At 63.3% G+C, this 22,634-nt stretch carries 23 protein-coding genes and 1 pseudogene; 12 read left to right on the plus strand and 12 right to left on the minus strand.

Going from position 1 to position 22,634, the window contains the following annotated elements; all coding sequences use genetic code 11:
- Positions 1-10 precede the first annotated feature (10 nt).
- From AB3X96_RS15460 to AB3X96_RS15495, 8 genes and pseudogenes are all read left to right on the plus strand, one after another.
- Positions 11-601, plus strand: coding sequence for an NUDIX domain-containing protein (locus tag AB3X96_RS15460; RefSeq protein WP_013088948.1), 591 nt, complete (start codon positions 11-13; stop codon positions 599-601).
- Positions 602-893: 292 nt separating this feature from the next.
- Positions 894-1,138 (plus strand): annotated as a pseudogene (locus AB3X96_RS15465) (hypothetical protein).
- A gap of 63 nt (positions 1,139-1,201) precedes the next feature.
- Complete coding sequence (locus AB3X96_RS15470; protein WP_368590377.1) at positions 1,202-1,726, plus strand: helix-turn-helix transcriptional regulator; 525 nt, start codon at positions 1,202-1,204, stop codon at positions 1,724-1,726.
- Between the two features lie 216 nt (positions 1,727-1,942).
- The gene (locus tag AB3X96_RS15475) at positions 1,943-2,368 is read left to right on the plus strand and encodes a DUF1178 family protein (protein ID WP_013088951.1); all 426 of its coding nucleotides are present in this window, start codon (positions 1,943-1,945) and stop codon (positions 2,366-2,368) included.
- Between the two features lie 48 nt (positions 2,369-2,416).
- Complete coding sequence (locus tag AB3X96_RS15480) at positions 2,417-3,613, plus strand: acyl-CoA dehydrogenase family protein (protein ID WP_368590378.1); 1,197 nt, start codon at positions 2,417-2,419, stop codon at positions 3,611-3,613.
- Positions 3,614-3,623: 10 nt separating this feature from the next.
- A complete protein-coding gene (locus AB3X96_RS15485; protein WP_368590379.1) occupies positions 3,624-4,751 on the plus strand; it encodes an acyl-CoA dehydrogenase family protein in 1,128 nt (375 codons plus the stop codon).
- 34 nt (positions 4,752-4,785) lie between these two features.
- Complete coding sequence (locus AB3X96_RS15490; RefSeq protein ID WP_368590380.1) at positions 4,786-5,244, plus strand: MaoC family dehydratase; 459 nt, start codon at positions 4,786-4,788, stop codon at positions 5,242-5,244.
- Positions 5,241-5,717 (plus strand): MaoC family dehydratase, encoded by a 477-nt coding sequence (locus tag AB3X96_RS15495; protein ID WP_368590381.1) that lies wholly within the window; start codon positions 5,241-5,243, stop codon positions 5,715-5,717. The genes AB3X96_RS15490 and AB3X96_RS15495 overlap by 4 nt, the downstream gene beginning before the upstream one ends.
- Before the next feature lie 99 nt (positions 5,718-5,816).
- On the opposite strand, the gene AB3X96_RS15500 is transcribed toward AB3X96_RS15495, so the two are convergent.
- The 6 genes from AB3X96_RS15500 to AB3X96_RS15525 all read right to left on the minus strand — a co-directional run bounded on the left by AB3X96_RS15500 (position 5,817) and on the right by AB3X96_RS15525 (position 12,168).
- On the minus strand, positions 5,817-6,518 hold the full coding sequence (locus tag AB3X96_RS15500; protein WP_368590382.1) for a glutathione binding-like protein: 702 nt from the start codon (positions 6,516-6,518) through the stop codon (positions 5,817-5,819).
- Positions 6,519-6,644: 126 nt separating this feature from the next.
- Positions 6,645-7,904, minus strand: a complete 1,260-nt coding sequence (locus tag AB3X96_RS15505) for an acyl-CoA dehydrogenase family protein (RefSeq protein WP_368590383.1) — start codon at positions 7,902-7,904, stop codon at positions 6,645-6,647.
- A 57-nt stretch (positions 7,905-7,961) separates the two neighbouring features.
- Positions 7,962-9,068 carry a phosphotransferase gene (locus AB3X96_RS15510; RefSeq protein WP_368590384.1) on the minus strand — a complete coding sequence of 369 codons (1,107 nt, stop codon included), beginning with the start codon at positions 9,066-9,068 and terminating at the stop codon, positions 7,962-7,964.
- A 20-nt stretch (positions 9,069-9,088) separates the two neighbouring features.
- The gene (locus AB3X96_RS15515) at positions 9,089-9,805 is read right to left on the minus strand and encodes a histidine phosphatase family protein (protein WP_368590385.1); all 717 of its coding nucleotides are present in this window, start codon (positions 9,803-9,805) and stop codon (positions 9,089-9,091) included.
- A gap of 21 nt (positions 9,806-9,826) precedes the next feature.
- Positions 9,827-10,615: an oxepin-CoA hydrolase, alternative type gene (locus AB3X96_RS15520; RefSeq protein ID WP_368590386.1), complete on the minus strand. Its 789-nt coding sequence runs from the start codon at positions 10,613-10,615 to the stop codon at positions 9,827-9,829.
- Entirely contained in the window at positions 10,612-12,168 is a 1,557-nt protein-coding gene (locus tag AB3X96_RS15525) for a 3-hydroxyacyl-CoA dehydrogenase (RefSeq protein ID WP_368590387.1), read from the minus strand. The genes AB3X96_RS15520 and AB3X96_RS15525 overlap by 4 nt, the downstream gene beginning before the upstream one ends.
- 127 nt (positions 12,169-12,295) lie before the next feature.
- Between AB3X96_RS15525 and AB3X96_RS15530 the strand changes: the two genes are divergently transcribed.
- Entirely contained in the window at positions 12,296-12,943 is a 648-nt protein-coding gene (locus tag AB3X96_RS15530; protein ID WP_368590388.1) for a glutathione S-transferase family protein, read from the plus strand.
- Positions 12,944-13,052: 109 nt separating this feature from the next.
- On the opposite strand, the gene AB3X96_RS15535 is transcribed toward AB3X96_RS15530, so the two are convergent.
- Both AB3X96_RS15535 and AB3X96_RS15540 read right to left on the minus strand, forming a co-directional pair.
- The gene (locus tag AB3X96_RS15535) at positions 13,053-14,225 is read right to left on the minus strand and encodes a pyridoxal phosphate-dependent aminotransferase (RefSeq protein WP_368590389.1); all 1,173 of its coding nucleotides are present in this window, start codon (positions 14,223-14,225) and stop codon (positions 13,053-13,055) included.
- 137 nt (positions 14,226-14,362) lie between these two features.
- Positions 14,363-14,878 carry a putative toxin-antitoxin system toxin component, PIN family gene (locus AB3X96_RS15540; RefSeq protein WP_368590390.1) on the minus strand — a complete coding sequence of 172 codons (516 nt, stop codon included), beginning with the start codon at positions 14,876-14,878 and terminating at the stop codon, positions 14,363-14,365.
- Positions 14,879-14,935: 57 nt separating this feature from the next.
- Between AB3X96_RS15540 and yaaA the strand changes: the two genes are divergently transcribed.
- Both yaaA and AB3X96_RS15550 read left to right on the plus strand, forming a co-directional pair.
- Complete coding sequence (gene yaaA / locus AB3X96_RS15545; protein ID WP_368590391.1) at positions 14,936-15,718, plus strand: peroxide stress protein YaaA; 783 nt, start codon at positions 14,936-14,938, stop codon at positions 15,716-15,718.
- Between the two features lie 51 nt (positions 15,719-15,769).
- Positions 15,770-16,936, plus strand: coding sequence for a carboxypeptidase family protein (locus tag AB3X96_RS15550; protein WP_176121333.1), 1,167 nt, complete (start codon positions 15,770-15,772; stop codon positions 16,934-16,936).
- Between the two features lie 113 nt (positions 16,937-17,049).
- Here the strand turns inward: AB3X96_RS15550 and AB3X96_RS15555 are convergent, their stop codons facing one another.
- The 4 genes from AB3X96_RS15555 to AB3X96_RS15570 all read right to left on the minus strand — a co-directional run bounded on the left by AB3X96_RS15555 (position 17,050) and on the right by AB3X96_RS15570 (position 20,949).
- Positions 17,050-17,664 carry a hypothetical protein gene (locus tag AB3X96_RS15555; protein WP_368590392.1) on the minus strand — a complete coding sequence of 205 codons (615 nt, stop codon included), beginning with the start codon at positions 17,662-17,664 and terminating at the stop codon, positions 17,050-17,052.
- A gap of 174 nt (positions 17,665-17,838) precedes the next feature.
- A complete protein-coding gene (locus AB3X96_RS15560) occupies positions 17,839-18,513 on the minus strand; it encodes an energy-coupling factor ABC transporter permease (protein ID WP_368590409.1) in 675 nt (224 codons plus the stop codon).
- Positions 18,514-18,639: 126 nt separating this feature from the next.
- Entirely contained in the window at positions 18,640-19,521 is an 882-nt protein-coding gene (locus AB3X96_RS15565; protein ID WP_368590393.1) for a LuxR C-terminal-related transcriptional regulator, read from the minus strand.
- 213 nt (positions 19,522-19,734) lie between these two features.
- Complete coding sequence (locus AB3X96_RS15570) at positions 19,735-20,949, minus strand: DUF2863 family protein (RefSeq protein ID WP_368590394.1); 1,215 nt, start codon at positions 20,947-20,949, stop codon at positions 19,735-19,737.
- 271 nt (positions 20,950-21,220) lie between these two features.
- On the opposite strand from AB3X96_RS15570, the gene AB3X96_RS15575 reads away from it, so the two are divergent.
- On the plus strand, positions 21,221-22,336 hold the full coding sequence (locus AB3X96_RS15575; RefSeq protein ID WP_368590410.1) for an AI-2E family transporter: 1,116 nt from the start codon (positions 21,221-21,223) through the stop codon (positions 22,334-22,336).
- The last annotated feature ends 298 nt before the right edge of the window (positions 22,337-22,634 follow it).

The raw sequence follows: 22,634 nt of genomic DNA on the forward strand, positions 1-22,634 counted from the left end.
AGGTCCGCACATGGCTGAACTTCCCAATCACGACGCCGCGCTAACCGAGACTTGTATCGACAGCAAGACGGTCCATCAGGGGCCGTTCATGACGGTCAAGTACGATACGGTCCGACTCCCGGACGGCAAACATGCGACGCGCGAATACGTTCAGCATCCGGGCGCCGTCATGGTGATCCCCTTATTCGATGACGGTCGCGTGCTGCTCGAAAGTCAGTATCGCTATCCGATGGGCAAGGTGATGGTCGAATATCCGGCCGGCAAGCTCGACCCGAACGAGGGCGCGCTGGCGTGCGCGGTGCGGGAACTGCGTGAGGAAACCGGCTATACCGCACGCGAGTACGTGTACCTGACACGGATCCATCCGATCATTTCTTACTCAACCGAATTCATTGATATCTATCTGGCGCGGGGCTTGACCGCGGGGGAGCGCAAGCTCGACGAAGGTGAGTTTCTCGAACTGTTCACCGCGACCGTGGAGCAAGTGTCCGAGTGGGTGCGCACGGGCAAGATCACCGATGTGAAGACGATCATCGGTACCTTCTGGCTCGAGAAAGTGCTGTCGGGCACGTGGCCGACTGAGGCGCCCGAGACGGTATAAGTACGCGTCAGCCCGGTAGCTGATTTAACCAAGCCCCTGTTGGTCGATGACCGGCAGGGGCTTTGTCATTGGCTCCGCCGTTTCTTTCTGGCTCAACGGAATGCCGTTTCCTATGCCATCTGGCTGGCTCGTCGTGGCCCTGCCGGCCGGCTAGTATGACCCCTCCGATCACCGAGGCCATCGTCGATTTTGTGTGGAATAACCGGCGCTAGTCATTGGACTGATCTGATTCCAGCTCAACCAAGGTTGTCAATTGACAACCCGAGATTGAGCGGCTAGATTGGAGGTGTCGATGGTTCGAGGAAGGCACAAGAAGAAAGAGATCGAGGCCGCATTGGCGTACGCGGAACAGCACGGCTGGCGCGTTCAGGACGGCGGAAGAGGTCATGCGTGGGGAAAAATCTATTGCCCGTACAAAGACGCGAATGTCGGTGCGCAGAGTTCTGTATATCGAGCGTCTGGACTACGCCGAAGAATCCCGGCAATCACGCCAGACACTTGCGGCGCATTGTCGGCAACTGCGCGGCACGCCGCTAGTGGGTTCGTAGGCAGCAAACAGGAATCGCAATAACCTGGGCTCAACAAAGACAGGAGTAATGTATGGAATATGTGTTCACGTTGAAGTACCGCCTCGCCGCGGAAGATTGCGATGCAGACGCAATCGTCGAGCGGTTGGGCGAAGCGGGGTGCGACGATGCAACCATTGGCGTCGGGCAACCAGGCCGCCTCGCGCTGCTTTTCACCCGTGAAGCCACGAGCGCATTCGAGGCTGTCACCAGCGCGCTCGAGGACGTGAAACGCGCTGTGCCGTCCGCGCAACTGGTCGAGGCAGGACCTGACTTCGTGGGGCTGACCGACGTGGCCGAAATGGCGGGAGTGTCGCGGCAAAACATGCGCAAGCTGATGCTGAACAACGCCATCGACTTTCCGCCCCCGGTCCACGAAGGCAGTGCGTCGGTGTGGCATCTGACGGACGTCCTCGAATGGCTGACCGCGCGCGGTGGGTACGAGATTGAGATCGGTGTCGCGGATGTCGCAAAACTGGCGAAGCAGATCAATCTGACGAAGGAGGCCCGTCAGATTGAACCGCGCGTGAGTCGTCAACTCGGCAATCTCGTGGTGTAGCGGTGCGCCGCAAACGGGCTGGAGAACCGAGCAAGTGTGGCACCGGTTAGCGCTCGGGCCGCCTTCGGCAGCACATGCCGTAAAGCGTTAAAATCGCGCACCCACGTGATATTCCGTTGCGGCAGCTGGCGGCTGTACGTCGGCCCTAAGGTTTTACGAACGATCGTTCACAAATTTCCATTTTGCGCTAAACTGGCACGCAAGCCCTGATTCCACATGAAGGTCCTCGATTTACAGTGTCCGCATGGCCATCGGTTCGAAGGCTGGTTCGCTTCGGCTGATGACTTCGAGTCGCAGCAGTCCCGCAAGCTCGTCGAATGTCCGATCTGCGGTGCGCACGAGGTGAGCCGTTTGCCGTCGGCACCGCGTCTGAATCTGTCGGGCGCGACCGACTCAAAAGCGCCGGCGGGCATGGAGCAAATGCAGGCGCACATGATTCGCGCGCTGCGCGAGGTACTGGAGAAGACCGAGAACGTGGGCGACCGCTTCGCCGAGGAAGCGCGGCGCATTCACTACAACGAAGCGCCCGCGCGCAGTATTCGTGGTGTCACCACACCCGAGGATGCGCGTGCCTTGGTCGAAGAAGGCATCGAAGTGATGCCGCTGCCGGTCCCGGCTGCGCTGAAGGAACCACTGCAGTAGCGCGGTGGCTCCAGGCGGCTGGGTGGTGGCGGCCAGGAGACACTACGCATGAATCTGGACTATTCCCCCGCTGAAGACGCGTTCCGCGCCGACATCCGCGCCTGGCTCGAAGCGAATCTGCCTCGCGAACTGAGCGACAAGGTTCTCAATCACAAACGTCTTTCCCGCGAAGACTTCGCAAGCTGGCACAGGCTGCTCGGCACGCGAGGCTGGTCGGCGGTCGCGTGGCCGCGCGAATACGGCGGCCCCGGCTGGGACGCGACCCAACGACATATCTGGGAAGAAGAGTGCGCGCGTGTTGGCGCACCTACCGTGCTGCCTTTCGGCGTGTCGATGGTTGCGCCGGTGCTGATGAAGTACGGCAACGAGGCGCAGAAACGCCACTATCTGCCGCGCATTCTCGACGGCACTGACTGGTGGTGTCAGGGCTATTCGGAGCCCGGATCGGGTTCCGACCTTGCGTCGCTGCGCACCCGCGCCGAGCGCGTCGGTGATCATTACGTGGTCAACGGTCAGAAGACCTGGACCACGCTCGGCCAGCACGCCGACATGATGTTCTGCCTCGTGCGCACCGACAGCGGCGCCAAAAAGCAGGAGGGCATCTCGTTCCTGCTGATCGACATGAAAACGCCGGGCATCACGGTGCGGCCCATCATCACGCTCGACGAAGATCACGAAGTCAATGAAGTGTTCTTCGAGGACGTCAAAGTGCCGCTCGACAATCTGGTCGGCGAAGAAAATCGCGGCTGGACCTATGCGAAATATCTGCTCGGTCACGAGCGTACCGGCATCGCGCGAGTCGGTGCGTCGAAGCGTGAACTGGTGTTTCTCAAGCGTGTCGCGCTGAATCAGAAAAAGAACGGCAAGCCGCTGCTGCACGATCCAGTGTTTGCGGCAAAGGTCGCGAGTCTCGAAATCGAGTTGATGGCGCTGGAAGTCACCGTGCAACGCGTGGTGGCGAACGAGGCGGGCGGTCGCGGCCCGGGCCCGGAAGCGTCGATGCTGAAGATCAAGGGCACGGAAGTGCAACAGGGACTCACCGAACTGATGTTCGAAGCGATCGGTCCGCTGGCCGCGCCGTTCGACGTGCCGTTCCTCGAAGGCGAACGCGAGCACAGTCTTGCCGGCGACGACGATGCCGCGCCGCTTGCCGCGTACTACTTCAACTTCCGCAAGACGTCGATTTACGGCGGCTCGAACGAAATTCAAAAGAACATCATCGCGCAGATGATTCTCGGACTTTGAGGAGCGGCGCATGGACTTCACTTTCAACGACGAACAGCAGCAATTTGCCGATGCGCTGCGCCGCTATCTCGAGAAGAGCTACGGCTTCGAAGCGCGCCAGGCAATCGTGCGCTCGGAGGCGGGCATATCGGCCGATCATTGGGCTGCGTTCACCGAATTGGGGCTGACCGCGTTGCCGGTGCCAGAAGCGCAGGGCGGCTTCAACGGCGGCCCGATCGACATGCTCGTGGTCATGCAGGAGCTCGGCCGCGCGCTCGTCGTCGAGCCGTATTGGGCGACCGCGGTCGGCATCGAAGCACTGCGGCTCGCCGGCACCGGCGACGGCGAAGATGCCGCGCTGCTCGAACGGGCGGCCCAGGGCGAAGCCAAACTGGCCGTGGCGTTTCATGAGCCGCATGCCCGCTACGATCTGTTCGACCTCGCGACGACCGCGAACGGGCAGGGCGCGCAGCACACGCTGAGCGGCAGCAAATCTGTCGTGCTGCACGGCGCGCAGGCGGACCACTGGATCGTGCCGGCGCGTCTCGATGGCGAGATCGCACTCTTCGTCGTCGCGCGCGACGCGACCCGCGTCACGCTTAGCGAGTACCGCACCATCGACGGTCAACGCGCCGCAACTCTCGAATTCAACGGCACGCCCGCGCGCCGGCTCTCCGGCGAACATGCGGGGGCGGCAACGCTCGAGCAGATCGCCGACTACGGCACGCTGCTGCTGTGCGCGGAGGCGATCGGCGCGCTCGACGCGCTCAATCACGCCACCGTCGAATATACGAAAACGCGCCAGCAGTTCGGTCAGCCGATCGCGCGTTTCCAGGCGCTGCAGCACCGCATGGTCGAGATGCTGATCCACGCGGAGCAGGCGCGCTCTATCACGTATCTCGCAGCGATGCGCTACGCAAGTGAAGACACGAACGAGCGCCGTCGCGCGATCTCCGCGGCCAAGGTTCGGGTCGGCCAGGCCGCGCGTTTCGTCGGTCAACAGGCGGTGCAGTTGCACGGCGGCATGGGTGTCACGAACGAAGTGGCGGCCGCGCACCTGTTCAAGCGCCTCGCGATCATCGAGACCACGCTCGGCGACGTCGATCATCATCTCGCGCGGTTTGCCACGCTGCCCGGATTTGCGGTCGCCGAAGTCTGATCGGGCCGTTCCACCGAACCAAGGAGGTGCACTGATGAAAATCAGTTTCGAAGACATGGAAGTGGGCGCGAGCCACGAAATCGGCAAGCACACGTTCACGCGCGAGGAGATTGTCGAGTTCGCGCAGAAGTTCGATCCGCAGCCGTTTCATCTCGACGAAGCCGCCGCGGCCGAATCGCCGTTCCGCGGGCTCGTAGCGAGCGGCTGGCACACGTGCTCGGTGATGATGGGCATGCTCGTGCGCAAGGTGCTGGCGGATTCAACGTCGATGGGTTCGCCCGGCATCGACGAGATTCGCTGGTTGAAGCCAGTGCGAGTCGGCGACACGATCACGATGATGAACGTCATCGTCGCTAAGCGCGTGTCGCAGAGCAAGCCCGATCGCGGCATCGTGTCGACGCGCTGGGAGGGCATCAATCAGCACGGCGACACGGTGATCACGGTGCGCTCGAACGGCATGTTCGGCCTGCGCAATCCGGGAGCGGCGGCATGATGGCGAGCGCGGCGACGATCGCCGCCTTCGACAGTGCGGACGCTCTGCGCGCGCTCGTCGGCGCGGAGCCGCTCGTCAGCGAATGGCTGAGCGTCGATCAGGACAGGGTCAACCGTTTCGCCGAGGCGACCGGCGATCATCAGTGGATTCACATCGATCCCGAGCGGGCCAAACGCGAATCGCCGTTTGGCGGGCCGATCGCGCATGGGTTTCTGACGCTGTCGCTGATTCCGGCTTTGCTCGGCAAGACGCTGAGAATCGAGCAGCGCATGGGCGTGAACTACGGCTTGAACCGCGTGCGTTTCATGTCGCCGGTACTCGTGGGGTCGTCGCTGCGTGGGAAGTTCGCCGTCGAGTCGGTGACCGACGTAGACAACAATGGTGTGCAAGTCGCCTGGAACTTGACGCTGGAGCGTCAGGGCGGCGAACGACCGGTGTGCGTCGCGGAGTTCATCACCCGGCATTACTTCTAGCGCTCGCCCTTCGCTGATGAAATGAAAAAGCGCGATCGGGCAGACATGCCGCTCGCGCTTTGTGTTTGTGTCCAGCCGCGTCAGCGAGACGGCGCGCAACTAGTGTTTCGCGTACTGCGTCGCGCCAAACAGAATTTCTTTCGCCTTGTCGTCCATCAGCGGCTCGCGCGCGGATGCGAGCACGTCGACGCCGCGCACGACCGCCGGCCGCGCGGCGATCTCTTCATGCCAGCGCTTCACGTTCGGCAACGAATCGAGATCGACGCCCTGATTGTTCCACGAACGGGTCCACGGAAACGCGGCGATGTCCGCGATCGTATAGTCGTTGCCCGCGAGGTAACGCGTCTTGCCGAGTTGCGTGTCCATCACGCCGTACAGGCGTCGCGCTTCGTTGGTGTAGCGATTGACCGCGTATTCGATCTGCTCGGGTGCATACACGCGGAAGTGATGCGTTTGGCCGAGCATCGGACCCAGGCCGCCCATCTGGAACATCAGCCATTGCAGTGCCGCGTAGCGCCCGGCCGGGTCGGTCGGTAGAAACTTGCCGGTCTTCTCGGCCAGATAAATCAGGATCGCACCCGATTCGAATAGCGCGAACGGCCGTCCGTCGGCGGCTTTCGGACCTTCGGAATCGACCAGCGCGGGAATCTTGTTGTTGGGACTGATAGCGAGAAATTCGGGCTTGAACTGGTCACCGGCACCGATATTCACGGCATGCACGTTGTAGGGTAGGCCCGTCTCCTCGAGCATGATATGAACCTTGTGGCCGTTCGGGGTCGCCCAGCTATAGACATCGATCATCCTGGCTCCTTGTTCGTCAAAGCGGCGCCGCAAAGAGGGCGCCGCCGTTGTCGAAAATTAGAGCATAGATCGCGCGATGCTGCTTGCAGTGACCTCAACGGCCGCACCCGTTTTGGGCCGAAGCACTCAAACCCGCGTGACCGGCATTTCCACGCGAGCCGCCGCACCCGCATCCATATGACGCGCGAGTTCGAGCTTGGCGATCGCGTTGCGGTGCACTTCATCGGGGCCGTCGGCGAAACGCAGCGTGCGCGCCGACGCATACGCATACGCGAGCGGGAAATCGTCGCTGACACCGCCGCCGCCGTGCGCCTGAATCGCCCAGTCGATCACCTGACACGCCATGTTCGGCGCGACCACCTTGATCATCGCGATCTCGCCGCGCGCGCCCTTGTTGCCGACGGTGTCCATCATATACGCGGTCTTCAACGTGAGCAGACGCGCCTGCTCGATCATGCAGCGCGCTTCGGCGAGACGCTCCTGCGTGACGCCTTGCGATGCAACCGGCTTGCCGAACGCGACACGTTGCAGCGAGCGCTTTGCCATCAGTTCGAGCGCGCGTTCGGCAAGACCGATCAGGCGCATGCAGTGATGGATGCGCCCTGGGCCGAGACGGCCTTGCGCGATTTCGAAGCCGCGGCCTTCGCCGAGCAGCAGGTTGGTGGCGGGCACGCGCACGTTGTCGAGCGTGATCTCCATGTGGCCGTGCGGCGCGTCGTCGTAACCGAACACCGTGAGCGGACGATGCACGGTGATGCCGGTGGCGTCGGCGGGCACGAGGATCATCGACTGCTGCTGATGGCGCGGCGCGTCGGGATCGGTCTTGCCCATCACGATATAGATCGCGCAGCGCGGGTCGCCCGCACCCGACGACCACCACTTGTGGCCATTGATCACGTAGTGGTCGCCATCGCGCACGATGCTGGTCTGGATATTCGTCGCATCCGACGACGCGACCTCCGGCTCCGTCATCAGAAACGCCGAACGGATCTGCCCTTGCAGCAGCGGTTCGAGCCACTCGCGCTTGTTGTCTTCGCTGCCGTAGCGCTCTATCGTCTCCATGTTGCCGGTGTCCGGCGCGTTGCAGTTGAACACTTCGGGCGCCCAGGGCACGCGGCCCATGATCTCGCACAGCGGCGCGTATTCGAGATTCGTCAGGCCGGCGCCGCGCTCCGATTGCGGTAGGAACAGATTCCACAGGCCGGCATCGCGCGCCTTCTGCTTCAGTTGTTCGATCAGTTCGGTGGGTACCCATGCGTTGCCGTTCTGGCGATTGCGCGCGATCTCCGCATAGAACGCCTGCTCGTTCGGGTAAATGTGCTCGTCGAAAAAGGCGAGCAGTTTTTCGCGCAACGCCTGGACCTTCGGGGTGTAATCGAAATTCATCTGGGACCTCGCGGGTAACGGACTGCGAATAATCGGAAGCAGGGCGAGCCCTCGTGCCTAGAGAACCTTCTGCGCGTAATGCCAGGCCAGTTCGGCCATCGGCTTCGCGCGCCGGCCGGCGTCGAGCGCCTGCGCGCTCGACGCGGTACCGTCGACGGCGCGCTTCATGATCCCTTGCAGGATCGCGGCGATGCGGAACATGTTGTAGGCCAGATAGAAATTCCAGTCGCCACGAATCTCGAGGCCAGTGCGTTGGCAATAACGCTCGACGTACCGCGCTTCATCGGGAATGCCGAGCGCGTCCCAATCGAGTCCCGCGATGCCGCGGAACTGCGCCGGGTCGACATGCCATGCCATGCAGTGATACGCGAAGTCGGCGAGCGGATCGCCGAGCGTCGACAGTTCCCAGTCGAGCACCGCGAGCACGCGCGGCTCGTTGCGATCGAAGATCAGGTTGTCGAGCCGGTAGTCGCCGTGCACGACCGACACGCGCTCGTTCGTTTCGGCCGGCATATGCTGCGGCAGCCAGTCGATCAGCCGATGCATCGCGTCGATCGGTTCGGTCTCGGATGCCAGATATTGCTTGCTCCAGCGGCCGATCTGGCGGGCGAAGTAATTGCCTGGCTTGCCGTAGTCGGCGAGGCCGGCGGCGGCGACGTCGACGCTGTGCAACGCCGCGATCACGCGATTCATTTCGTCATAGATTGCGGCGCGCTCGGTGGCCGTCATGCCGGGCAGCGATTGGTCCCACAGCACGCGGCCTTCGACGAACTCCATCACGTAGAACGCGCGGCCGATCACACTTTCGTCCTCGCACAGTGCGAGCATCCGAGCGACCGGCACGTCGGTGCCGGCGAGCGCGTGCATCACGCGATATTCGCGTTCGATCGCGTGCGCGGACGGCAGCAGCTTCGCGGAGGGTCCGGGCTTCGCGCGCATCACGTACGAGCGCGTTGGCGTGATCAGCTTGAACGTGGGATTGGATTGTCCGCCCGCGAATTGCTCGAGCGTGAGCGGTCCCGCGAAGCCGTCGACATGTCCGGCCAGCCACGCGGCGAGCGCGTCGTGGTCGAAACGTTGCCGCTCGTTTAACGGGCGGGTGCCCTCGAAAGCCGAGTAGTCCTGTCTGCCTGCGGGTTCGCCGGTCTGCGTGGCTTGCGCCATGTGTCTCCTCCAGTTCGGTGTCAGCTACGCTGGAATCGGATGAATTGTGCGTAGAGCATTTCCATCGTGGTGTTGCGAACGTCGCGATGCAACGGCGACGGCGGTGAATAGTTGAGCATGCGCAGCACCCAGTCGCGCGGCGCGGCGCCGACGTCGAGCGCATTGATGCAGCCGGTCGCCTGCGACAGATGACCGAAGAAGGTGCGGCCGCCCGCCGTCAGCGCGTGCGACAGGATCGCGCGATTGACGCCGCCGTGCAGCACCAGCAGCACGGTATCCCACGACGTGTCCTCGCGCAGCGCCGCGATGGCCGGCAGCACGCGATCGAACAGCTCGCCGATCGTTTCGCCGTCGAGAAAGCGCATGCTCTCCGGCACGATGCCGTCGAACACGCCGAGAAACGCCGCCTCGATATCGCTCGGCGGAATGCTGCCGAGCCGCCCGCCGCGAATCTCCTGCAATGCGGGCTCGAGTTCGGGTTCGATCTGCTGACCCGTTTCGACGAGCACGCGCCGCGCGGTTTCGATCGTGCGCGGCAAGCCGCTGACGATCACGCGGTCGAAGCGCACCTGCTGCTCGGCGAACACGCGGCCCGCCGCGCTCGCCTGCTCGCGGCCGTTCGCGTTCAGCGGCACCGTTTCGGGATCGATCGCGCGGCCGGAGTCGTCGAAATAGGTGACGTCGCCGTGACGCATCAGGAAGATGCGGCGCCGTTTCGGCAGTTGATAGTCGGGCATGTCGGGCGGCTCTCTCGTCGCTTATCTGTAAATCGGCGCGCGCTTTTCGAGGAACGCGCTGATGCCTTCGAGACCGTCGCGATGATGCAGCGACGCGACGAAGTTATCGCGCTCGGCGATCAGGTGATCCGTGAGCGGCTGCGTGCCGGCCGCGGCGATCAGCCCTTTGATGCGGGCGACCGAATTGGGCGAAATCGCGCCGAGCTCGTCGGCCCACGCGAGCGCGCAATCGAGCGCGGCGCCGGCTTTGGTGAGCCGGTTGACGACGCCGAGTTCGTGCAGACGCGCGGCGCCGATCGGTTTGGCTTCGATCAGTACCTCGGTGGCCAGCTGGCGCGGCAGCGACTGCGCGAGGAACCACGAGCCGCCGCCGTCGGGCGTCAAGCCGACGCGCGCGTACGACATCGCGAACTTGGCGTTGTCCGCCGCGACGATCAGATCGCAGGCGAGCGCGAGCGAAAATCCCGCGCCGGCCGCCGCGCCTTCCACCGCGGCAATGACCGGCTTCGACGACAGGCGCAGCGCTGAAACCCATTGGGCGAGCATGTCGATGCTATCGGCCTGCACGGACGGATCTTTCGCGCGATTTTCGAGCAGCCGGTTCAGGTTGCCGCCCGCGCAGAAGAAGTCGTCGGCGCCGGTGATCACGACGGCGCGAATCGACGGATCGCGCTCGACGGTATCGAATGCCTCGATGCCGGCCGCGTACATATCCGGATGCAGCGCATTGCGCGCACCGGGATTCGAGAGCGTAAGGACCAGCGTGGATTCGCTGCTGGCGGGGCGCGAAGCGAGCAGGGCGGCGCTCATGATTGGGTCTCCGTTTGAATGTCGGCGGCGTCTTGCTGGGTGAGCGAGAGGCCGAGTTGCGCGCGTCTTGCGAGCCACGGCGACGGCCGATAGCGCGGTTCGCCGAGCACGCTGTGCATGTTGCGCAGGATCGAGAGAATGGTGGCGGCGCCGAGCGCATCACCGAGCGCGAGCGGTCCGCGCGGATAACCGAGACCGAGCATCACGGCAAGGTCGATGTCCTGCGGCGTCGCGATCTGCTTTTGCGCAATATCGCAGCCGATATTGACGATTGTCGCGACCACCCGCTGCGCGACGAAGCCGGTCGAATCGCGGATAACGGTCACGGGGATGCCGTCGGCCGCGAACAGCGCATGCGCGCTGTCGCGCGCGGCGCGTGTCGTGGCCGGCGTGGTCATCAGCGTGCGGCGTTGCGCGCCGACGAGCGGGAAGAGTGCGTCGACGGCGACGACGCGGCTCGCGTCGAGCGCTTCGTCGACCGCGGCGGTGGTCGCGTCGTGGCCGAATGGCGTGACGACGATCAGCGAACCGGCGGCGGGCGTCGCGCCGTCGTCGAGCTTCACGCCCGCTTTGCCGACCAGCTGCACGACGGCCTCATACGCGTCGCGATAGCGCCGGCTGACCCACACGCTTTGCGGCAGCGTGGCCGGCGCGGGTGCTTCGGCGGGAACCTGTTGTTTGCCGCCCACGTAGCGATAAAAACCTTCGCCGCTCTTGCGGCCGAGCAGTCCGCCCGACAGCCGCGTGCCCGTAATCGGCGACGGCGTGTAACGCGGTTCTTCGTAGAACTGGTGATAGATCGACTCCATCACCGGATGGGACACGTCGAGCGCGGTCAAGTCCAGCAGTTCGAATGGGCCGAGGCGAAAGCCGGCCTGCTCGCGCATGATGCGGTCGATGTCCGCAAAGCTCGCGATACCTTCGCTCGCCACGCGCAAGCCCTCGGTATTCATGCCGCGGCCCGCGTGATTGACGATGAAGCCGGGCATGTCCTTCGCGCGCACCGGCGTGTGGCCCATACGGCGCGCGAGATCCATCAGCGCGTTGCCGGCCTCGGGGTCGCTGCGCAGGCCGTCGATCACTTCGACGACCTTCATGAGCGGCACCGGATTGAAGAAGTGATAGCCGACCACGCGTGACGGATCGGTGCAGCCCGCGGCAATCGCGGTGATCGACAGCGACGACGTATTCGACGCGAGGATGCAGCGGCCGCTGACCACGGTTTCGAGCTCGCGAAACAGCGCCTGCTTCACCTCGAGCTTTTCGACGATCGCCTCGACGATCAGATCGCAGCCGACCAGTTCGCTCACCGCCTGCGCGCCGCTGACGTTGGCGAGCGCGGCGAGCGAGCGCGACTGCTCGAGCTTGCCTTTGGCCGTCAATTTGGCGAAAGTCTCCGCGAGATAGTCGCGCGCGGCGCCGACGGCGGCCGCGTTGGTGTCGTAGAGCCGCACACGTAGGCCAGCGAGCGCCGCGATCTGCGCGATCCCGCGGCCCATCGCGCCAGTGCCGACGATGCCGATGGTCTCGATGCTGAAATTGCGAGAGTTCATTGAGATGCCCGACTCCATGGTTATTTTAGAATAGCACGATCGTGCAGTTTCCTGGATGATTCGATGGAAAGCCGCTGCTTCGACCTCGACGCGCGGTCTCACACACCATGACACAAGGAGACGCCCGATGATCAAGCTGTGCGGTTTTGCACTTTCCAACTACTACAACAAGGTCAAGTTCGTGCTGCTCGAGCATGGCATCGAGTTCGAGGAGCACCTCGTGAAGCCGAGCCAGGACGAAGCGCTGCTCGAGCATTCGCCGCTCGGCAAGGTGCCATATCTGCAGACCGAGCACGGCGATCTGTGCGAGTCGCAGTGCATCGTCGAATATCTGGCCGCGCGGTTTCCCGACAAGCCGATCTTCTCCGCCGATCCGTGGCAGGCCGCCAAGGAGCGCGAAATGATCTTCTTCGTCGATGTGCATCTCGAGTTGACGGTGCGCAATCTGTACAAGGAAGCGTTTTTCGGCGGCACGGTCAGCGACGCGACGAAAGGGCGCGTCGAGAAGCTGCTCACGCATCACATCGCCGGCTTCAAGCGGATCGCAAAGTTCGCACCGTATCTGTGCGGCGAGCAATTCAGCGTCGCGGATACCGCCGGTTACGTGAGCCTGCCGCTCGTCGGTATGGCGACACAGACCATTTACGGCCGCGATTTTCTGCTCGAAGCGGGGATCGACTGGAAGAGCTACGTGAAGACGATCAACGCGCGGCCGGCTGCGCAGCGCGTGACCGAAGATCGCAAGGCCGCGGTCGCGGCGTCGCGTGAGTCCTGAAGGATTGAACGCGGCACCGTGAAGCGCGCAGGGGTGCGAAGCGCACCCCCATGCCGCAAAGCGCGATGGCAAGGAACGTGGGTTCGTTCGTGACATCGCGCGAAGCGCCCTAGAGCCGCGTGAGCCGTTCGAGCGCGGTAGCGAGCGTGCCTTCCTGCTTGGCGAAGCAGAAGCGCACGACGCCCGACTCGTGAGCCTCGTGATAGAACGCCGAGACCGGAATCGCCGCGACGCCGATCTCGCCGGTCAGCCATTGCGCGAATTCGGCTTCAGGCAGGTCGCTGATCGCAGAATAGTCGACGCACTGAAAGTACGTGCCCGTGCACGGCAGCAACCGGAAGCGCGAATTCGCGAGGCCCGCGCGGAAGAAGTCGCGCTTGCGCTGATAGAACGCCGGTAGCTCCACATACGGCGCCGGGTCCAACATGTAATCCGCGAGACCGATCTGCATCGGCGTGTTGACGGTGAACACGTTGAACTGGTGCACCTTGCGGAACTCGGCGGTCAGCGCGGCGGGCGCGGCCACATAGCCGACTTTCCAGCCGGTCACGTGGTAGGTCTTGCCGAAGCTCGACACGACGAAGCTGCGCTGCGCGAGTTCCGGGTAACGCGCGACGCTTTCATGCGGCGCGCCGTCGTAGACCATGTGCTCGTACACCTCGTCGGACAGGATCAGCACGTTGGTGCCGCGCACGATCTCCTCGAGCTTGCGCATATCCTGTTCGCGCCATACCGTGCCGGTCGGATTGTGCGGCGTGTTGATCATGATCAGCCGTGTCTTCGGCGTGATCGCGGCGGCGAGCTTGTCGAACGGGATTGCGTAGTCGGGTGCGTCGAGCGTGACGAAGACCGGCTTGCCGCCCGCCAGTTCGATCGACGGCAGATAGCTGTCGTAGGTCGGTTCGATCACGATCACTTCATCGCCCGCATGGACCGCGCAAAGAATCGCGGTCAGCAACGCCTGCGTGGCGCCCGCGGTCACGGTAATTTCGCTGTTCGCGTCGTAGCGGCGGCCGTACAGATTCGCGATCTTGTCCGAAATCGCCTGACGCAGCGGCAGCACGCCGGCCATCGGCGGATATTGGTTGTGGCCCTCGCGCATCGCGTTCGCGACCGCGTCGACGATGCGCGGATCGCAGGCGAAGTCGGGAAAGCCCTGACCCAGGTTGACCGCGCCTTTTTCCGCGGCGAGCGCGCTCATCACGGTGAAAATCGTCGTGCCGACGTTCGGCAGGCGAGACGGAAACGTGGGGCTCGTGGGCGTGTCGTGCGGTGCGTTCATGGCGTCGTGGGTAGCGGGGCGATAGGGTGGGCCTGGTTTGTCCGGATTCTCGAACTATGTTGCGATGGGCGAAGCCTGATTGTAGGGAATCGCGACACGCTGTGCGCGCCGCGGGCGTTACCTACGGGCGGCCGGCTTCACGCGCTGACGGCCTCGCCCCCAGCATTCTGCACGATGCCGATTTCCGCGGCGAACGGTGCCGGCGGGGCGATCCTGAAGCCGAAATCGCGCGCGGTGCGTTTCGCGAGCTTCAACACCGCACGGTCTTTCGACACGAGCCAGTCGGCCCGTGCCGCATGCGCGAGCTCGAGAAACTTCTGGTCGTCGCGATCCTTGCATTGGGGTAGTGGCCGGGCGTGATCGGTGGGCTCGGTCGGCTCGGGTGGCGCAGGCGGCTCGAACAGTTGGGCCAGCCGCGCGACCACCGCGAGCGCAGCCGCTTTGTCGACGTTGCGATGCGCGAACTGTGGATAGTCGAGCACGTAGGCGAGCTCGGCGAGGCAACGCGCGTCGATTAGCGCGGTAAGCGCGCCGCTTTCGAGCGCGGCGGCGATCGGCCGCGTGTGCGGGTCGTCGAATACGAGAATATCGATCCACACGTTAGAATCGAGTACGACGCGCAACGCGCCGCTTGAGGCGAGGGAACGGGGCATTCGTTACAATCGGGCTTTCGTCTTTGACCGCCAGGCACGGCGTGCCTGCAAGCCTCTATGATAATCGTTCTGTCGCCGGCGAAATCGCTCGACTACGACACCCCGCCGCACGTCAAAAAGCACACGATCCCCGATTTCGTCGATGACGCCGCTGAACTGATCAGCGGCCTGCGCCGTTTGTCGCCGCAACAGATCGCTTCGCTGATGAGCATTTCCGAACAGCTCGCGCATTTGAACTTCCAGCGTTACGCGGACTGGTCGCCGCAATTCGGCACGCACAACGCCAAGCAGGCGGTGCTCGCTTTCAACGGCGACGTGTACGAAGGTTTCGATGCGAAGTCGTTGTCGTCGGCCGATCTCGACTATGCGCAAAATCATGTGCGTGTGCTGTCGGGCCTCTATGGCCTGCTGCGTCCGCTCGATCTGCTGCAGCCGTACCGGCTCGAAATGGGCACGCGCTTCGTCAATCCGCGCGGCAAGGATCTGTACGCGTTCTGGGGCGAGCGGATCACGCACGCGTTGAACGCGCAGTTGAAGAAGAATGCGGACACCTCGCGCGTGCTGGTCAATTGCGCGTCGGGCGAATACTTCAAATCGGTCAAGCCGAAGCTGCTCGACGCGCCGGTGGTCACGCCGGTGTTCGAAGACTGGAAGGGCGGCCGCTACAAAATCATCAGCTTCCATGCAAAACGCGCGCGGGGCTTGATGGCCCGCTTCGCGGTGGAAAACCGCCTCGATCGTCCCGAGCAACTGAAGGACTTCGACGCCGAAGGCTACGCGTTCAGCGCTGAAGCTTCGAACGACTCCACTTTCGTATTTCGCCGCCGCGTTGCGGAATGAGCAGGCCGCTGCGCTACAAAAGCAGCGTGCAATCAGGCAGGGAAGACTCTGATGACCTTATCGATTACGAGCAATTTCGACGCAGGCGCAATCGATGTGCTGTCCTGCGAGGACGCCGGCAATATTCGCCTGCGCGTGCGGCCCGACAGCCATGCCGAGTTCGCGCAGTGGTTCTATTTCCGCCTGTCGGGCGCGGCGGGCGAGCGCTGCGTGATGAGCTTCGAGAACGCCGCCGCGTGCGCGTTCGCGGAGGGCTGGCGCGACTATCGGGCAGTCGCGAGCTATGACCGCGTGAACTGGTTTCGCGTGCCGACCTCGTACGACGGCCGCGTTCTGACGATCGACCATACGCCCGATTTCGACAGCATCTATTACGCGTACTTCGAACCGTACAGCGAGGAGCGACATGCCGAGTTTCTCGGCGCCGTTCAGCAGATGCCGCACGCGTCGCTGACCGAGCTCGGCAAGACGGTCGAAGGGCGGCCGATTTCGCTGCTCACGCTCGGCACGCCGCCCGCGGACGATGCCGCCAATGCCGCGCCCAAAAAGAACATCTGGCTGATCGCTCGCCAGCATCCGGGCGAGACGATGGCCGAATGGTTCATCGAGGGGTTGGTGAAGCGCCTCGTGGGCTGGGGAGACTGGGCGGGCGACCCGGTCGCGCGCAAGCTGTACGATCACGCGGTGTTTCACATCGTGCCGAACATGAATCCGGACGGCAGCGTGCGCGGCAATCTGCGCACCAACGCGGCCGGCGCGAACCTGAATCGCGAATGGATGGAGCCGGACGCCGCGCGCAGTCCCGAGGTGCTGGTGGTGCGCGACGCGATCCACGCGACAGGCTGCGACCTGTTCTTCGATATTCACGGCGACGAGGCTTTGCCGTATGTGTTCGTCGCGGGCTCCGAAATGCTGCCGGGCTTCACCGAGCGGCAGGGGCGCGAGCAGAAAGCGTTCATCGACGCGTTCAAGCACGCGAGTCCGGATTTTCAGGACAAGTATGGCTATGCGGCGAGCAAGTATCGCGAGGATGCGTTGAAGCTTGCGTCGAAGTACATCGGCAATGAATTCGGCTGTCTGTCGTTGACGTTGGAAATGCCGTTCAAGGACAATGCGAATCTGCCCGACGAACGCGTGGGCTGGAACGGTGAGCGCAGCGCGTCGCTTGGCGCCGCAATGTTGCAGGCGATTCTGCGTCACGTGGAGACGTTCGCCTGAATAAGCGGACGGCTGGACACAAAAAAAGAGGCACGCACGGAAAAAGTGCGTGCCTCTTTTTTATTGGGGCGACTGATCGGACGCTGGCGCGGCTCGATCAGCGCCAGATGCGATTAGCTCTTCTTCTTCGAGCTCTTGTTTGCCGATTTGCTCGACGTCGCGCGCGACGATTGGCCCGAGCCTGACTTCGACGACTTCTTCGGCGTCTTGCCGCCGACCGCGTGCTTGCCTTTGCCGCTTTTGTGCTTGCCCGATCCCTCGCTGCGCGCGCGGTTCGGCGGTACCGGGTCGTTCCAGCTGAACGCGAGCATTTGCGATCCCACGTAGCCGCAGCGGAATTTCAGATCGGCGGGCTCGCCCGAGTTGTTCTGGCGCACACCGACGCCTTCGACAGTGACGATGCTGTCCACCTTGACGCGCTGCTTGCCTTCGTCGAACGAGTCGTTCCACGGCGTGACGGACGAGTGCGCGCTGTCGAACGAACTGGACGGAAATTCGACGTGGTCGAACGCGGTCGACGTGCTCGCGACGAAGTCGCCATGCGCGGCGCAGTCCGCGACGAGCGGATCCGCGTGCATTTCGGTGATAAATCTTTTGACGAGGTCGTTGTGCTGTTCGAGCTGATCAGCGAATGCGGGAGCCGCGCAGATGAGCGAGAGACTCGCTGCGCAGGCTGCCAACCGGCCGATCGCCCGCAGCAACCGGCTCGGTACATTGGTGCGATCCATCTAGTTCTTTAGACGCAAATGGGAGATGAGGCAAATAAGATGCCCCGCGCAAGGGTTGAGTTCAATGTTGCTGCAAATATTCTGTCTTGTCCTGATGGGCGTGCCCGGAAAGTCTCCGGCGACGAGGCGCTGATTATCACCGATCCGCCGCACGCGACGCCAAAGCGCGCATTCTCAGGTGCGCGGGCCGCCCAGGCGATAGCGCCTCACGTCGTAGGTGGTAACCCACGCCGGACGATAGACCGCGATCAGCGCGGTCGCCATGCCGGTGAACCATGCTTCGCCAGTGGCGAGCAGCAGCACGCTGAGCGCGTAGCCGACCGGCACCACGGTCATCGAGCCGCCGGACACCGCGATATGGAGGCAGAGTGCAGCCGCGGCGGTGAAGGACACGGCGATGGCGGGCGAAACGAAGCCCTGGCCGAAGATGAACATGAAAAGGTTGCGCGGCAGCCACGCGGTGCAGATGCGCTGGAGCAAGGTCGACACGGCGACGGGCAGGGCGCCGTACACGAGGAACGTCAGCGCAATGCCTTGCCACGGCGCATCGAAGACAACGGCGGCGACGCCCGTGACCAACGCCATCGCGATCAGGGCGAGTCCCCAGTCGAATAGCGTGACGACGAGCGTGGCGCCGAGCAGATGCATCACGGTGCCGTCGTCGAGCCAGGCGTTGCTCGCCCACAGCACCGACACCGCGACGATTATCGCGAGCCAGACATGCTGGAGCGTGCCGTCCTGAAGTCTTTTGAAAGGATTTTTCCACAGCGCGAGCGCGATCACCATTGCGGTGGCAATCCAGCCACCGACAGCGACCCAGAACGGAAGCGGTGTGTAGAGGAAACCCATGAGTCTCATATTACTCGTTGGACGACAAAAGGTGTGAGCGGATTCCATGCCAGCCCACCCTCGACGCTGCGCGCATGTCGCTGCGGACATGCGGCTGTTCTAACCGTACGCGCGGCGCGACCGGCGTCATGCGGAGTCCGGCCTGACCGACTTCCGCGCGGGCCTGCCGTGTTGGGTTTCACCGTACGAAGTGGCGGGCTCCGCGGCCATCGGCAGCGCGCTGCTGGTGTCGCTGCCGGGCAACGGATACTGGAAGCGCGCGCGTTGGCGTTGCCGGAGCGGAACCGGGCCAGGCTGCCCGCGTATGACCGGCTGCGCGCCGTGCTCGCCGTTGTTGCGCAGCACTTGCAAATGATTCGTGAGCCAGCCGTTGTAAAGCGCGACCGCGGCGGCGCGATTGGGTGCGCCGAGTTGCTGGAATATGCTCGTCAGGTGGATCTTGACCGTGCCTTCGCTAATGCCGAGCGTGCGGGCGATCATCTTGTTGGTGCTGCCCATGTGCACGCAGCGCATGATCTGCTCTTGCCGCGGCGACAGCCCGCTCGAGAGTTTGTTGCGGCGGGGCGGCGGACTTTCTTCATCGAACGTGCGGATCGTGGTGTCGGTCGGCAGCGGCGGATCGATCGCCAGCGCGCCGGGCGGCACGTAGTGACCGCCGAGCAGCACCATTTCCAATGCGCGCACGATCAGGCAGGGATCGGTGTCGCGTGGAACGACGCCGAGCACACCCTCGTCCATCAGCGCACGCACGAGCGCGGGCAAGGTCCCGTCGGTGAGCACGCTGATGCGCAGGTCGGGAAAGTGGCTGAGCAGTGCGCGAACTTGTGCAACCGACATCCAGTCCTCCCAGTCGATCACGACGAGATCCGGCCGATAACGCTTGAAAGGACGTTCGAGCAGACGCCATTCGTCGGCCTCGGTGAAGCGCGCCAGCCGGTCGATCTGCCGCAGCAAGGCTTTGAGTCCATCACGTCGTTCTGCATTTGAATTGAGAATCGCGAAGCGCATGCATGTCTCCAGATGTATCGGGCGAAATGGCGCGACGCATCTGTGGGATTCGTAGAGCTGACCCGATCACGGCGATGCGTCACCGTGCCTATGATGACAAATTCCCTCCGTTTTGACGGCTGTCCAAAAGGCATAAGAAAAGCAGACATTCAACGAAAAAAGCCCCGTATAGACGGGGCTTTTTCGCGATAAGGTGTGGATGCGGACGCGGGATTAGTGGAAATGTGGTTGCGCGGGCTCGGCGTCCTCGGGCATTTCCGCGTGGACGATTTCGCCGAGCGGGTCCGCATAAAGCGGCACGCCGCAGTCGTCGCAATATTCCGGCTCGAAGCGGCCCGCGTGGCGGCGTACATCCGTGATGCCGGTTTCCTTCAGCAGCGCGACAATTTCCTCCAGCGGCTCGTCCGAGCCGGTGACTTCTTCCGGCTCCTCGTCGATGCCTGGCTCGCCATTTTCGCGGCCGTAGAGCGGCCACACGACACCGTAGATCACATCGTTGCTGCCCTTGCGCGTGAAGCCGACGCGGTACTCGTCGATGCGCCGTTCACCGAAGCCGGCGACCACCGCGCGCAGATCCTGCGGCGCCGCGCCAATGGTGTCGAAAAGATAACGCACGGCGGTCCGCACAGTGTGCGGACGCACGCTTTCGTCGGCGTCGCGGCAGGCCGAGTAGTAAGCATCCGGCAGCAGACATTCGAATTCACAGCCCGGCAGCACGACCGATAGGTTCGCGCCGCCTTGCGTGGCCCATTGCTCGAGACATTGGCCGCGCTCGATCCGCGTGCCGTGCTCTTCTTCCTGCCACCGAAACGTCGCTTCGCCGACGGGCGCGGCGACTACGGCAAGCAGAAAGCGCGGGTCCGCCAGAATCGGTGAGGTCTCCGGCAGTTCGCCGAAATTGAGCTTCGCGTTGCCGCCGCTGACCGCGGCTTGCGCAAGTTGCTGGGCGATGCGCCAGGTTTCGACGTGATGGCGCGGCAACTGGTCGATGCTGTACAGGAACGGAGCCATTGCCACTCGCGTGTTCGCGGCGAGCACGTGCGCTTGCAGGTGTGCGCGCAGGGCATCGGCGGCGTCGGACTTGAGCGGGCCGGACGGGATCACGTAGCGGGTCCAGGCGAGCACGGGAGCTGCGATCAGCAGCGCTTCGTAAGACACGCCTTCGTGTTCGATGACGAACGATTCGCTATGCGTTTCCGCCATGTCGGCCAGCGCGCCGTAGGCATCCGGATGGTTTTGCTGCAGATGGTCGAGCGCGGCGTCCAGCGTAGTCTGGTTGGCGTTGCGCACGACTTTGGCCAGCAGCGCGTCGAGCTTCGCTTCCCAGAAGCGATCTTCGGTACGGCTGCCCGACGCGAAAAGCGCGAGCGAGAGACCGACGAGCTTGTCGGCGTCGGGAGGGAGACGTTTGGCGATTCGCGAGCGCATAAATCCAGAAAAATTGGGGGCACGGAACCTTATATTCTAGTCTTTTCCAGGCAGCTATATGGCTTGGTCGGCAATCTTCGGGCAGATTCGAACTCTTTCATCTAAAAAAATGCGTTCGCCGCTGGCACGTCGCACGCGACTCGTAACGCCCTGGCCGGATGGGATACGACACCCCGGACGCCCGACTCGCTTCTATACTTACGGCGTTTAGCGGGCGCCTGACGGGCGTGTGTCATTTCATCGCCACGTCTGGCGCAACAGGAGATCCATCGTGAAATCGGACCAATTAATCGAGCGACTAGCCGCCGTATTCGCGTTGATTGTGCTCGTGGGTGGGTCGCTGCTAGTGCTGGCGCCATTTACGACCGCGCTGCTGTGGGGCGCGATCCTTAGCTACAGCTCCTGGGGACTCTACCGGCGACTCACTGGCGTGGTTGGTGGCCGGCGCAAGCTGGCCGCGGCCTTGATCGTGCTGATCATTCTAGTCGTGGTGCTCGGGCCGTTCGTCTATGCGGGTTTCGCGTTCGGTACGCATGTTCACGAGATCGTCGCGCTAGTGGAAAGACTGTTCGAGTCGGGGTTGCCCGATCTGCCGCCGTGGGTACAGCGGATTCCGCTGGTTGGTTCGAGCATCGAAGCTTTTTGGGAGCGCTTGACCAGCAGCAATTCTGAGCTGATTGCGCAGTTGCGCACACTCGCCGCGCCGGCTGGCAAGTGGATTCTGGCGGCGGCGCTGGCGGTGACGCATGGGCTGGGGCTGCTCGCGCTGAGCATCGTGCTTGCGTTCTTCTTTTATACCGGGGGCGAGGGGGCGGGTGCATGGCTGAACGCTGGCATGCGTCGAGTCGCCGGTGAGCGCGCCGAGTATCTGCTGGCGCTGGCGGGCAGCACCGTGAAGGGTGTGGTCTACGGGATTCTTGGTACGGCCTTGGTGCAGGGGGTTCTCGCGGGATTCGGTTTCTGGATGGCGGGCGTACCGGCGCCGGCGTTGCTCGGGCTCGTGACGTTTTTTCTGTCGGTGATACCGGGCGGTCCCGTCGTTGTCTGGTTGCCGGCAGCGATCTGGCTCTATCAGGGCGGGTCGACTGGATGGGCGATTTTTCTGGTTGTATGGGGTCTGCTTGTAGTCGGCATGGCGGACAACGTCATCAAGCCGATCCTGATTGGCAAGAACAGTGACATGCCCCTGATTCTGGTCATGCTTGGCATCCTTGGCGGCGCGTTTGCGTTTGGGTTTCTTGGTGTTTTCATCGGCCCAACGTTGTTGGCGGTCGCTCATACCGTGCTGCATGATTGGACGATCGGCGCATCCGGGGCGCAGACGGTGGCGCCAGAAGTCAAAACGGCAGCGATAGACGATCCGGGCCGAGTGGGAAAGGCCCCTTAAGGAAAACCCCAGGATATCACTTGCAAGTTCTGGCCGCGGCGATTAGAATTCCGCTCTTTCGTGCTCCGGACGCCGGGGCGCGGGGAAGCGGGAAGCCTTTGTTGGCGAGGGCTTCAGCGGCGTGGGCAGGTTAAGCAAGTGATAAAAACCTGTTGACGATCCGGTGAAAGTTCTCCATAATCTCGCTTCTCTGCTGCAGACGCAGCGACGCAAACGAAGCAGTGCCGGGTGGTAGTAGTTCAGGCGCTGCGGGTTGGGCGGATCGATCTTTAAAAACTAACAGCCGATAAGTGTGGGC

This window comes from Paraburkholderia sp. BR13439, from assembly GCF_040948805.1.
Taxonomy (GTDB): domain Bacteria; phylum Pseudomonadota; class Gammaproteobacteria; order Burkholderiales; family Burkholderiaceae; genus Paraburkholderia; species Paraburkholderia youngii.